Below are 12602 nucleotides of genomic sequence, written 5' to 3'. Positions count from 1 at the left end.
GCCAATGCGGCAAGGAGCCCTCGTGCCCACAGTTGAAATGGAACGCCGCCAGGTCGTGGTGATCGGTGCCGGCCCGTCAGGTGCCATCGCCGCCGCGCTGCTCAAGCGCAAAGGGCATGATGTATTGATCATTGAGCGCCAGCATTTTCCACGGTTCTCGATCGGCGAAAGCCTGCTGTCCCACTGCATCGATTTCATCGAAGAAGCCGGCATGCTGGACGCCGTGCAGGCCGCCGGTTTCCAACTGAAAACCGGCGCCGCCTTCGCCTGGGGCGAGCGCTACAGCGCGTTCGATTTCAGTGACACCTTCAGCGACGGCAAGCCCACCACGTTCCAGGTGCAACGCGGCGAGTTCGACAAATTGCTGGCCGACCAGGCCGCGCTGCAAGGCGTGGACATCCGCTACGGCGAGACCATCGTCGGCGTGGATTTCAAAGGCGAATGCCGCTACCTGCATGTGCGCCGCGAGAACGGCAGCGAGTATCACCTCAAGGCCAAGTTCGTGCTCGATGCCAGCGGCTACGGCCGCGTGCTGCCACGCCTGCTGGACCTGGAAGCGCCGTCGAATTTCCCGGTGCGCCAAGCGGTGTTTACCCACATCGAGGATCGCATCGAACACCCAGGCTTCGACCGCACCAAAATCCTCGTCACCACCCATCCCACCCAGCGCGATATCTGGTTCTGGACCATTCCCTTCAGCAACGGCCGTTGCTCGGTAGGCGTGGTCGCGGCCAAGGAACACTTCGACGGCCGTGGCGATGACCTGGACGCCTGCCTGCGCGACTTTATCGCCGAAACCCCAAGCCTGGCCGGCGTGCTGCAAAACGCCGTGTGGGACACGCCGGCGCGCACCATCGGCGGCTATTCGGCGAACGTCACGACTTTGCACGGCCCAGGCTTCGCGCTCTTGGGCAATGCGGCGGAATTCCTCGACCCGGTGTTCTCCTCCGGCGTGACCATCGCCATGCGCTCGGCCAGCATGGCCGCCGGCGTGCTGCACCGCCAGTTGAGCGGCGAGGCGGTGGATTGGCAGACCGAATTCGCCGCGCCCCTCAAACGCGGTGTCGACACCTTCCGCTGCTACGTCGAAGGCTGGTACGCCGGGACGTTCCAGGACGTTATTTTCCATCCGGGCAGTGCCCCGGAGATTCGCCGTATGATCAGCTCGATCCTCGCCGGCTATGCGTGGGACGAGCGCAACCCGTTCGTCAGCGAGCCCAAGCGACGTTTGCGGATGTTGTCGGAAATCTGTGCGAGTGAGCCGGTATGAGCACGCAATACCTGAGCAAAAACTACGTCGAGGAAACCCGCTTCGGCCTGTGGTTCCTGCGCAGCCACACCTGGCAGCACCACGTGCTGCGCGTGGCGATCAACGACCTGCGCGGCCTGTTCAGCGAGCCGCTGCCCCAGGCGCCGGTACTGCTGGACGCCGGTTGCGGCCAGGGCAAGTCGTTCACCCTGCTACAACAAGCATTCGCGCCGGCACGCCTGATCGGCCTGGATGCCGACCCTCACAGTTTGCAGATGAGCCAGGCCGAGGCCGAGCGCCAGGGTTTGAGCGTCGAGCTGATCGGCAGCGATTGCGCCACCCTCGATGTGGCGGACAACAGCGTCGACCTACTGTTCTGCCACCAGACCTTCCACCATCTGGTGGAACAGCAGCGTGCGCTGCAAGAGTTCTATCGCGTGCTCAAACCCGGCGGCTACCTGCTGTTTGCCGAATCCACCGAAGCCTATATCGACACCTGGGTGATCCGCTGGCTGTTCCGCCACCCCATGCACGTGCAGAAAAGCGCCGAAGGGTATCTGGCGATGCTGCGCGAGCAAGGCTTTGAGTTCGGCCCGCAGAATGTCTCGTACCCGTACCTGTGGTGGAGCCGTTCGAAGGATTTCGGCCTGCTCGAACGCCTGCGCCTGCGCCGACCGAAACCGGTGGGCCAGCGCGAAGAAACCCTGGTCAACTGCGTGGCACGCAAACCCTTGGCGAGCGTCGTACCATGATCCGCGCACTGTTGATCGGCTGCCTGTTGCTGCTCAGCGCCTGCGCCAGCCAGCCACCGCTGCCCGCCACCACCCCGAGCTTGCCGCTGCCGCTGCAACTGCATGTGCAGCGCCTGGCGGATGGCCAGAGCCAGGATTGGCTACTGGTGGTGCAACGCGAAGGCGGCGCGATTCGCTGGTCGATGATGGATCCGCTGGGCATCCCCCAAGCCCGGCAGAAACTGGTCGATGGCCAGTGGCAGGCCGATGGCTTGCTGCCGCCCAACCCCCAGGCCCGCGAGTTGTTCGCCGCGCTGTTGTTTGCCCTGACGTCGGCCGATGACGTGCGCGCGCTGTACCCCAGCGCCCAGGCACGCGACCTGACCCGCACCCTGCCGGGTCATTGGCAAATCATCTACCAGTCTTCAGAGGTGTTCAGCGTGAACATCGTCGGACAGCCCTTGAGCTACCGCATTACGCCGCTGGGTGCCGCACGATGAGCGCCTACTTGAACGCCCTCGGCGTGATCTGCGCCCTTGGCCGTGGCCAGGCTGAGGTCAGCCGCCGTCTGTTCGCCGGTGACTGCTCGGGCATGCGCGCCGAAAGCGGCTGGGTGCCGGAACGCGTGCTGCCAGTGGGCGGCGTGCAGGGCGAGCTGGCGAGTATCCCGCCTGAGCTGGGCCAGCAAAGCAGTCGCAACAATCAACTGTTGCTGGAAGCGGCGCTGCAAATCGAAGAAGAGATTCGCCAGGCGATCCACACCTACGGCGCATCGCGAGTAGGCGTGGTGCTCGGCACCAGCACTTCGGGCATCGACGAAGCCAGTCGCGGCATTGCCGAGTACCTGCGCGACAACCGCTTCCCCGGCACCTATGACTATCAGCAACAGGAACTCAGCGCCCCGGCCAATTTCCTTGCCGACTGGTTGCAACTGAGCGGCCCGGCTTATGTGATTTCCACCGCCTGCACCTCCAGCGCCCGTGCGCTGATGAGCGCCCGGCGCCTGCTGGACCTGGACCTGTGCGATGCGGTGATCTGCGGCGGCGTGGACAGCCTGTGCAAGCTGACCCTCAACGGTTTCAGCGCGCTGGAGGCGGTATCCGACACGCGCTGCAACCCGTTTTCGCGCAACCGCGACGGCATCAATATCGGCGAAGCCGCCGTGTTGTTTCTGATGAGCAGGCAACCGGCGCCCATCGCCCTGTTGGGCAGCGGCGCCAGTTGCGATGCGCACCATATCTCCGCGCCGGAGCCGAGCGGCAAAGGCGCGCTCCAGGCGATGCGCAAGGCACTGGCCTGCGCGAAACTGGCGCCGGAGCAGATCGGCTATCTGAACCTGCACGGCACGGCTACCCAACATAACGACGCCATGGAAAGCCTGGCGGTCGCCAGCTTGTTCCCCGACGGCGTGAGCTGCTCATCGACCAAACCCATGAGCGGCCATACCCTGGGCGCCGCTGGCGCGCTGGAAGCGGCGTTCTGCTGGCTGAGCCTGCGCCACGGCCAGGTGCCGCCCCATGTGTGGGACGGCGAGGCCGACCCAGGGCTCCCCGCCTTGCAGTGGGCACGCGCCGGCGAACCCTTGAAAAACACGCGCCTGATGAGCAACTCGTTTGCCTTCGGCGGTAACAACGTCAGCCTGATTATCGGAGAGGCCCCATGATCGATTGGCCACTCGCCGAACTGATCCCCCACGCGGGCGACATGATCCTGATCGACCAGGTGCTGTCGTTCGACGAAGAACAGATTCACACCCGCGCCACCGTCAAGCCCGGCGGCCTGTTCAACCGCCCTGACGGCAGCCTGCCGGCCTGGGTCGGTATCGAGCTGATGGCGCAGAGCGTGGCCGCCTATGCCGGCTGCCATGCCCGCCGCAAAGGCGAGCCAGTGGCGTTGGGCTTCCTGCTGGGCACGCGTAAGTTCGAGTGCAACGTCGAACACTTTCCGGCCGGTGCCGAGCTGAGCATCCACGGCCTGCGTTCCCTGGAAGACGACAATGGCATGGGTGTGTTCGAATGCCACCTGCGCGGCGACGGGTTCCACGCCAGCGCGCGCTTGAACGTATTCCGACCGCCCCAGGCGGCCGCCTATTTAGATGAATCGAAGGACGAAACGCCATGACTGAATCCGTACTGGTCACCGGCTCCAGCCGTGGCATCGGCCGCGCCATTGCCCTGCGCCTGGCCCAGGCGGGCCACGACATTGTGCTGCACTGCCGCAGCGGCCGCGCCGAGGCGGATGCGGTGCAGGTGGAGATCCAGGCCCTGGGCCGTCAGGCGCGGGTGCTGCAATTCGACGTGGCGGATCGCGCCAGCTGCAAGCACATCCTTGAAGCCGATGTGGAGCAACACGGCGCCTATTACGGCGTGGTGCTCAACGCCGGCCTGACCCGCGACGGCGCGTTCCCGGCCTTGTCGGAGGACGATTGGGATGTAGTGATGCGCACCAATCTGGACGGTTTCTACAACGTGCTGCACCCGGTGATGATGCCGATGATCCGTCGTCGCGCGGCCGGGCGCATCGTGTGCATTACTTCGGTATCGGGGCTGATCGGCAACCGCGGGCAGGTCAACTACAGTGCTTCGAAAGCCGGCCTGATCGGCGCGGCCAAGGCCCTGGCCATCGAGCTGGGCAAGCGCAAGATCACGGTCAACTGCGTCGCGCCGGGGTTGATCGACACGGCCATGCTGGACGAGAACGTACCCGTCGAGGAACTGATGAAGATGATCCCGGCACAGCGCATGGGCACCCCGGAAGAAGTCGCCGGGGCGGTGAACTTCCTGATGTCCGCCGAGGCCGGTTACATCACCCGCCAGGTGCTGGCGGTGAATGGGGGCCTGTGCTGATGAAGCGCGTCGTCGTCACCGGCATGGCCGGCGTGACCTCCCTGGGCAGCGACTGGCCGACCATCTCGGCCAACTTTCGCGCCAACCGTAGCGGTATCCGGCGCATGGACGAATGGGACCGTTTCACCGAACTGAACACGCGCTTGGCCGGGCCCATCGACGATTTCGTGGTGCCCTCCCATTGGACGCGCAAGCAACTGCGCAGCATGGGCCGCGTCTCGCGCCTGGCGGTGTGGGCTGCGGAGCAGGCGTTGCAAGACGCCGGTTTACTGGGGGATGAGTCGATCAAGGACGGGCGCATGGGCGTGGCCTGTGGTTCGTCCACCGGCAGCACCGATGAGATCAAAGCCTTTGGCAATATGCTGCTCAACTCGGTGGCCGAGGGGCTGAACGCCAACTCCTACGTGCGCATGATGCCGCACACCACCGCGGCCAATATCAGCATCTTCTTTGGTCTGACCGGGCGTTTGATTCCCACTTCGAGCGCCTGCACCAGCGGCAGCCAGGGCATCGGCTATGCGTACGAGGCCATCAAGTTCGGGCGCCTGCCGTTGATGCTCGCCGGCGGCGCCGAAGAACTGTGCCCCACCGAAGCCATGGTGTTTGACGCGCTCTACGCCACCAGCCTGAAAAACGACGCACCGCAAACCAGCCCACGCCCCTATGACAGCGGCCGCGACGGCCTGGTGATCGGTGAAGGCGGCGGCATGCTGGTGCTGGAAGAACTGGAACATGCGCTGGCGCGCGGTGCGCATATCCATGCGGAAATCGTCGGTTTCGGCAGCAACGCCGACGGCCAGCACACCACCCGCCCGGAACAGAAAACCATGCGCCGCGCCATGGAACTGGCCCTGGAAGACGCCGGCCTGGCACCGGCCGCCATCGGCTACGTGAACGGCCATGGCACCGCCACCGATCAAGGCGACATCGCCGAGACCCTGGCCACCAGCAGCCTGTTCGGCAGCCGCATGCCTATCAGTTCGCAAAAGAGCTTCCTGGGCCACACCCTCGGCGCGTGCGGCGCGTTGGAGTCGTGGTTCAGCATCGAAATGATGAACCGCGACCAGTACGTGCACACCTTCAACCTCGACACCGTCGACCCGCAGTGCGGCGAACTGGACTACCTGCAAGGTGGGTTTCGCCAGATGCACCACGACTACGTGATGAATAACAATTTCGCCTTTGGCGGCGTCAATACGTCGCTGATCTTTCGCCGCTGGTCCTGATTTTTAATCGATTGGAGAAAACGGAATGTCTTCCTTGCTACGCGCCACCTTCATCACGTTGGCCCTGCTGACCGTCGCCGGTTGCACCAGCAAACCGGTGCTCAACCCTCACAGTGAGCTACCGGCAGGTACTCAGGTCAGCGAAGAGAAAATGAAGCAGGTGATCGTCAACGCCTTGCAGAAACGCGAATGGACCGTGCAACGCCTGAGCCCGCAACTGGTGCAGGCCGAAATCACCGTGCGCGGCCAGTACCACGCTGAAATCGACATCCGCTACACCCGCAGCAGCTACGCCATCACCTACCGCGACAGCCGCGACCTGGGCTACAAGGACGGCAAGATCCATCGCAACTACAACCGTTGGGTGAACAACCTGGATAACGACATCAAGGCAGGCTTGCGCAGCAATGGTGTGAGTGGCGAGGCAGGGTCAGCGGCGCAGTTGTTTGAGCAGACCGGCACCTCAAAGTAGAACTGAGGCCAAGCACTACCCCTTCGATGGTCGGCCCATCTTATGTGGTGATAAGCCGAGCATTTTTGCAGCGGCTCCTTTTTCAACCGATGCCGTTCAACCGGCACATGGGATCGGGGCGGCTGCCCAGCCCCGCGCGGGGCAAGCCCGCTCACCACAACAACCGACTCACTGCAGGAAGCGTCACCTATGTAGCGAGACAACCTATGTAGTGAGACAACCTCTGTGGTGAGCGAGCTTGCCTCGCGCCGGGGCTGGGCAGCCGCCCCTTTTCGGGCGGCGCGACGATTACTGTGTGGCCTTGCGCGTGAGCAATTCCACGAATGCTTTGCCCATTGGCGTTTGTGCGCTCTTGCGTTGCACCAGCCACACTGATGTCACCGCCTCCGGGTCCAGCAAGGTGCGATACACCACGCCATCGATGCGGATGCGCTGATACGACGCTGGCAGTACCGACACGCCTAACCCCGCCGCCACCAACCCGATGATCGTCATGGCCTCACCCGCTTCCTGAGCGAAGCGCGGGCTGAAGCCTGCGTCGCGGGCCAGGTTGAGCAGTTGGGCGTATAGGCCACTGCCGTAACTGCGTGGGAAAAACACAAACGGTTCTTCCGCCAATTGCGCCAGGTGCAAACCACGCTCGGAGCCTTGCGCCAGGGGGTGGCCGGCGCTTAGCACGGCCACCAGCGGTTCTCGCATCAGCTCGATCACAACCAACGAATCCGGCAAAGGCAACGGTCGCATCAGCCCGACCTGAATCGACTCATCCACCAGCGACTCGGCCACCTCGGTGCTGCTCATTTCCTGCAGGTTGAGGTGAACCGCCGGGAACGCCTGGCGGAACGCAAAGATGGCTTGGGGAATGCTGGCATTGAACGGCGCCGATGACGTGAAGCCAATCTTCAATTCCCCCAGTTCGCCCAACTGCGCACGCCGCGCCACGTCCGCGGCTTTGTCGACCTGGGCCAACACAAGGCGTGCCTCTTGCAGAAACAGACGCCCGGCCTCGCTCAGTTCGACCCGACGATTGGTACGCTCGAACAACCGCGCCCCCACCTCATGCTCCAATGCCTGGATCTGCTGGCTCAGGGGCGGTTGCGAGATGCCCAGCACCTGCGCGGCGCGGCCGAAGTGCAATTCTTCGGCGACCGCGATGAAGTACCGCAGATGTCGCAATTCCATGCCTACCTCATTAGGTCGTTTAAGCTATCAAACAGGTCGAACAATATATTGGAAAGAATCATTAGCCAGCTATATTCTTTTTTCCATTGCCCGCCCTGGCAGGCTTTTGCTCCCCCGAGGTTCCTGTGAAATCTGCTGTTGCGCCACTGGCTCATGATCTTCCGCCCACCGCCCTGGATGAGGTGGTGGCTCAACTCAACGACGAGTACATCGAAAAAGGCACGCCGCTGTTCATGCGCACGGTGCTCGCGCTGTTCTCCGGCGGCTTCGCCACGTTTGCCCTGCTGTATTGCGTACAGCCGATGATGCCGGCGCTGTCCCATGAGTTCTCCATCAACGCGGCGCAGAGCAGCCTGGTGCTCTCGGTTTCCACGGCAATGCTGGCGCTGGGGCTGCTGATCACCGGGCCGATTTCCGACACCCTGGGGCGCAAACCGGTGATGGTGGCCGCGTTGTTCTGTGCCGCGTTTGCCACCATCGCCAGCGGCCTGATGCCGTCCTGGGAGGGCATCCTGTTGATGCGCGCACTGGTGGGGCTGTCGCTCAGTGGCTTGGCGGCCGTGGCCATGACGTATTTGAGCGAAGAGATCCACCCTCAACACATCGGTCTGGCCATGGGTTTGTATATCGGCGGCAACGCGATCGGGGGCATGAGCGGGCGGTTGATCATCGGCGTGTTAATCGATTTCGTCAGTTGGCACACTGCGATGCTGATCATCGGCGCCCTGGCGCTGATCGCCGCGACAGTGTTCTGGAAAATCCTGCCCGAATCGCGCAATTTCCGCCCCCGTAGTTTGCGGCCGCGCAGCCTGTTGGAAGGCTTCGTCATGCACTTCAAGGATGCCGGCCTGCCATGGCTGTTCCTTGAAGCCTTTCTGCTGATGGGCGCGTTCGTGACGCTGTTCAACTACATCGGCTATCGCTTGCTGGCCGATCCGTACGACCTGAGCCAGGCCGTGGTGGGTCTGCTGTCGCTGGTGTACCTCTCGGGCATCTACAGCTCGGCGAAGATCGGCTCGCTGGCCGACCGCCTCGGACGCCGGCGCGTGCTGTGGGCCACCATCCTGGTGATGCTCGGCGGCATGGCCATGACCCTGCTATCGCCGTTATGGCTGGTGGTGCCGGGCATGTTGGTGTTCACCTTTGGCTTCTTCGGTGCCCACTCGGTGGCCAGCAGTTGGATCGGCCGCCGAGCCACCAAGGCTAAGGGCCAGGCTTCCTCGCTGTACCTGTTCTGCTACTACGCCGGCTCGAGCATCGCCGGCACGGCAGGCGGGTTCTTCTGGCACTTTGCCGGTTGGAATGGCATCGGCGCGTTTATTTTGACCTTGCTGACCGGCGCGTTGCTGGTGGCGTTGAGGCTGGCCAAGTTACCGCCGCTGGCCTCGGCCTGAGGCCCCGGCGGCTGCGTAAACGACATCCGCGCCATCACCCGTTTACCGCGACGCTCATGCATCACCACCGCGCCGATATGCAGCACCAGCATCAGCAACAACGCCACGCACGACAGCACATGCACGCGGGTGTAGAGGGCGATGCGCGCCGCGTCGCTCTCAAAAGGCGCAATGGACACCAGGTTAAAGATATTGATCGGGCGGTCCATCATCAGCACACCCGTCGCCAGCACCACGGCCAGCACCAGGTACATCGCCTTGTGCACCAGCAACGCCAGGTACTCCTGCACCGTGCGTTTGCTTGAAAAATCCAGGCCGTGGCTGAAAGAGCAGAACACCCGCAACACGAAGATCGGGATATAGGCGGTGGTCAACGACACATTGAAGAACGCGACCCACGCCTTGACCGACGCCGGCACACTGAACACGGCGACGAAAAAACCGGATAACAATGCCCACAAAATGATGACGGCCGAAATCCAATGCAGGAGTTTCTGGCCGGTTGAATACGCTGAAGTGTTCATCCTGATATCACCTGACAATAAACGCCAATCACTGGCGAGTGGAAGAGTCGGGTAGGATTTTTACCGAGGCAGTTACCGAGGGCTGTAGGAGAAATCCCAACTTCGGTAGCGTATCAAGGCCGGACTTAACAAACGCTGAAGCGCAACGAGCCGCCCACTGCCAGACAGAGGGCGGCTCGCTTGAGGCGGGATGTTACTGGTGGTATTGCGCGGACAGCTCGTGCACTGCTTGCAGGAAAGCGCCGGCGTGGTCCGGGTTTACCTCCGGGGTGATGCCGTGGCCCAGGTTGAACACATGCCCGGTGCCTTTGCCGTAGCTGGCCAGGATACGGCCGACTTCGGCGCGGATCGCTTCCGGCTTGGCGTATAGCACGGTCGGGTCCATGTTGCCTTGCAGCGCGACCTTATCGCCGACCCGGCGGCGGGCGTCGCCGATATCACAGGTCCAATCCAGGCCCAGGGCGTCCGCGCCAGCATCGGCGATGCTTTCCAGCCACAGGCCGCCGTTCTTGGTGAACAGAATCACCGGCACCTTGCGGCCTTCGTGTTCACGGATCAGGCCGCTGACGATTTTGCGCATGTAGGCCAGGGAAAACTCTTGGTAAGCCGCCGCGGACAGGTTGCCGCCCCAGGTATCGAAAATCTGCACCGCTTGCGCACCGGCCATGATCTGGCCGTTGAGGTAAGACGTCACCGACTGGGCCAGCTTGTCCAGCAGCAGGTGCATGGCTTGTGGGTTGTCGTAGAGCATGGCCTTGGTCTTGCGGAAGTCTTTCGACGAGCCACCTTCGACCATGTAGGTCGCCAGGGTCCACGGGCTGCCGGAGAAGCCGATCAGCGGCACGCGGCCGTTGAGCTCACGGCGGATGGTGCTGACCGCGTCCATCACATAGCCCAGGTCTTTGTGCGGATCGGGAATCGGCAGGGCTTCGATATCGGCCAGGGTGCTGACGACTTTCTTGAAGCGCGGACCTTCGCCGGTCTCGAAGTACAGGCCTTGGCCCATGGCATCGGGGATGGTGAGGATATCGGAGAACAGAATGGCCGCGTCCAGTTGTGGATAGCGGTCCAGCGGCTGCATCGTGACTTCGCAGGCGAACGCCGGATTCATGCACAGGCTCATGAAGTCGCCGGCGTGGGCGCGGCTGGCGCGGTATTCCGGCAGATAGCGCCCGGCTTGACGCATCATCCATACCGGGGTGACGTCTACGGGTTGCTTGAGCAGGGCACGAAGGAAACGGTCGTTCTTGAGGGCAGTCATGTCGGCATCCGCAAAAAAAGTGCGGGCATTTTCTCAGAGCGCGACGCAAAAGGCACGGCAAGAGCGGTGCCTTTTGTCTATCGGGTTGATTTACGACAATCTCTTGGGCACATCAAAACCCAATGTGGGAGGGGGCTTGCTCCCGATCGCGGTGGTTCAGTGACAGAGACTGTGACTGAACCACCGCGATCGGGAGCAAGCCCCCTCCCACCTTTTGGTCCCATTTCAACCCGGGATCGGGGTCAGACTTGCAGGTAGTCCAGGATGCCTTCGGCGGCGTTACGGCCTTCGAAGATCGCCGTCACCACCAGGTCGGACCCGCGCACCATGTCGCCACCGGCGAAGATCTTCGGGTTGCTGGTCTGGTGCTTGTACTGGCCTTGTTCCGGGGCGACGACGCGGCCCTGGCTGTCGGTCTGGATCTGGAACTGCTCGAACCACGGCGCCGGGCTTGGACGGAAACCGAAGGCGATGACCACGGCGTCAGCCGGGATGATCTCTTCGGAACCCGGAATCGGCTCGGGGCTGCGACGGCCACGGGCATCCGGTTCGCCGAGACGGGTCTCGACCACCTTGACGCCCTCGACGCGGTCTTCACCGACGATGGCGATCGGCTGGCGGTTGTAGAGGAATTTCACGCCTTCTTCCTTGGCGTTCTTCACCTCTTTGCGCGAGCCCGGCATGTTGGCTTCGTCGCGACGATACGCACAGGTCACCGACTTGGCGCCCTGGCGGATCGAGGTACGGTTGCAGTCCATCGCGGTGTCGCCACCGCCGAGTACCACGACCTTCTTGCCTTTCATGTCGACGAAGTCTTCCGGCGACTTTTCAAAGCCCAGGTTGCGGTTGACGTTGGCAATCAAGAAGTCGAGCGCGTCGTACACACCCGGCAGGTCTTCACCGGCAAAACCGCCCTTCATGTACGTGTAGGTGCCCATGCCCATGAACACTGCATCGTATTCGGCGAGCAGTTGCTCCATGGTCACGTCTTTGCCGACTTCGGTGTTCAGGCGGAACTCAATGCCCATGCCGGTGAACACTTCGCGCCGGTTGCTCAGTACGGTTTTTTCCAGCTTGAACTCGGGGATGCCGAAGGTCAGCAGGCCGCCGATTTCCGGGTTCTTGTCGAACACCACCGGGGTCACGCCGCCACGCACCAGCACGTCGGCACAACCCAAGCCCGCCGGGCCCGCGCCGATGATCGCCACGCGCTTGCCGGTCGGCTTGACCTTGGACATGTCCGGGCGCCAGCCCATGGCAAAGGCGGTGTCGGTGATGTACTTCTCCACCGAGCCGATGGTCACCGCGCCGAAACCGTCGTTAAGGGTGCAGGCCCCCTCGCACAGACGATCCTGTGGGCACACCCGGCCGCACACTTCCGGCAAGGTGTTGGTCTGGTGCGACAGTTCGGCGGCAGCGAGGATATTGCCCTCGGCCACCAACTTCAGCCAGTTGGGAATGAAGTTGTGCACCGGGCACTTCCATTCGCAATACGGGTTACCGCAGCCCAGGCAACGGTGGGCCTGTTCGGCCGAGTGCTGGGGTTTGAAGGGTTCGTAGATTTCCACGAACTCTTTCTTGCGTTGACGCAACAGTTTCTTCTTCGGATCTTTGCGCCCGACATCGAGGAATTGGAAGTCGTTGCTGAGACGTTCGGCCATCGTTAAAACCTCGTACACGACAGCTTTAAGCTACAAGCTTCAAGCTGCAAGAAATC

At 62.7% G+C, this 12602-nt stretch carries 12 protein-coding genes and 1 pseudogene; 9 read left to right on the top strand and 4 right to left on the bottom strand.

Annotation, left to right across the window (positions count from 1 at the left end):
* Positions 1-22: 22 nt before the first annotated feature.
* From FIV35_RS00985 to FIV35_RS00950, 8 genes are read left to right on the top strand one after another with little or no spacing between them, the layout of a single operon-like run.
* Entirely contained in the window at positions 23-1270 is a 1248-nt protein-coding gene (locus FIV35_RS00985) for an NAD(P)/FAD-dependent oxidoreductase (protein ID WP_080761380.1), read from the top strand.
* A complete protein-coding gene (locus tag FIV35_RS00980) occupies positions 1267-2001 on the top strand; it encodes a class I SAM-dependent methyltransferase (protein WP_034111451.1) in 735 nt (244 codons plus the stop codon). The genes FIV35_RS00985 and FIV35_RS00980 overlap by 4 nt, the downstream gene beginning before the upstream one ends.
* A complete protein-coding gene (locus tag FIV35_RS00975) occupies positions 1998-2480 on the top strand; it encodes a hypothetical protein (RefSeq protein ID WP_034136592.1) in 483 nt (160 codons plus the stop codon). Before FIV35_RS00980 ends, FIV35_RS00975 begins: the two co-directional genes overlap by 4 nt.
* On the top strand, positions 2477-3643 hold the full coding sequence (locus FIV35_RS00970; RefSeq protein ID WP_034136591.1) for a beta-ketoacyl-[acyl-carrier-protein] synthase family protein: 1167 nt from the start codon (positions 2477-2479) through the stop codon (positions 3641-3643). The genes FIV35_RS00975 and FIV35_RS00970 overlap by 4 nt, the downstream gene beginning before the upstream one ends.
* The gene (locus FIV35_RS00965) at positions 3640-4101 is read left to right on the top strand and encodes a hotdog family protein (protein ID WP_034136590.1); all 462 of its coding nucleotides are present in this window, start codon (positions 3640-3642) and stop codon (positions 4099-4101) included. The genes FIV35_RS00970 and FIV35_RS00965 overlap by 4 nt, the downstream gene beginning before the upstream one ends.
* Positions 4098-4826 (top strand): 3-oxoacyl-ACP reductase FabG, encoded by a 729-nt coding sequence (gene fabG / locus FIV35_RS00960; RefSeq protein WP_034095520.1) that lies wholly within the window; start codon positions 4098-4100, stop codon positions 4824-4826. Before FIV35_RS00965 ends, fabG begins: the two co-directional genes overlap by 4 nt.
* A complete protein-coding gene (locus tag FIV35_RS00955; RefSeq protein ID WP_034095712.1) occupies positions 4826-6052 on the top strand; it encodes a beta-ketoacyl-ACP synthase in 1227 nt (408 codons plus the stop codon). The genes fabG and FIV35_RS00955 overlap by 1 nt, the downstream gene beginning before the upstream one ends.
* A gap of 25 nt (positions 6053-6077) precedes the next feature.
* Entirely contained in the window at positions 6078-6524 is a 447-nt protein-coding gene (locus tag FIV35_RS00950; RefSeq protein ID WP_034136589.1) for a hypothetical protein, read from the top strand.
* A 288-nt stretch (positions 6525-6812) separates the two neighbouring features.
* Here FIV35_RS00950 and FIV35_RS00945 read toward each other — a convergent pair whose 3' ends face one another.
* Complete coding sequence (locus FIV35_RS00945; protein ID WP_034136588.1) at positions 6813-7706, bottom strand: LysR family transcriptional regulator; 894 nt, start codon at positions 7704-7706, stop codon at positions 6813-6815.
* 146 nt (positions 7707-7852) lie between these two features.
* Here FIV35_RS00945 and FIV35_RS00940 point away from each other — a divergent pair, with 146 nt between their 5' ends.
* Positions 7853-9100: an MFS transporter gene (locus FIV35_RS00940; protein ID WP_260401308.1), complete on the top strand. Its 1248-nt coding sequence runs from the start codon at positions 7853-7855 to the stop codon at positions 9098-9100.
* A gap of 35 nt (positions 9101-9135) precedes the next feature.
* Here FIV35_RS00940 and FIV35_RS00935 read toward each other — a convergent pair.
* The 3 genes and pseudogenes from FIV35_RS00935 to FIV35_RS00925 all read right to left on the bottom strand — a co-directional run.
* Positions 9136-9624, bottom strand: a pseudogene (locus FIV35_RS00935) (cytochrome b/b6 domain-containing protein); the annotation flags it as partial.
* A gap of 193 nt (positions 9625-9817) precedes the next feature.
* Positions 9818-10885, bottom strand: coding sequence for a uroporphyrinogen decarboxylase (gene hemE, locus FIV35_RS00930; protein ID WP_034095516.1), 1068 nt, complete (start codon positions 10883-10885; stop codon positions 9818-9820).
* Between the two features lie 242 nt (positions 10886-11127).
* On the bottom strand, positions 11128-12546 hold the full coding sequence (locus FIV35_RS00925) for an FAD-dependent oxidoreductase (protein WP_034136587.1): 1419 nt from the start codon (positions 12544-12546) through the stop codon (positions 11128-11130).
* Positions 12547-12602: the final 56 nt, after the last annotated feature.

Source organism: Pseudomonas rhodesiae, assembly GCF_007858255.1.
Taxonomy (GTDB): Bacteria; Pseudomonadota; Gammaproteobacteria; order Pseudomonadales; family Pseudomonadaceae; genus Aquipseudomonas; species Aquipseudomonas rhodesiae.
Note: the sequence above shows the minus strand (reverse complement) of the source record. Positions and strands in the feature narration are given on the sequence as shown.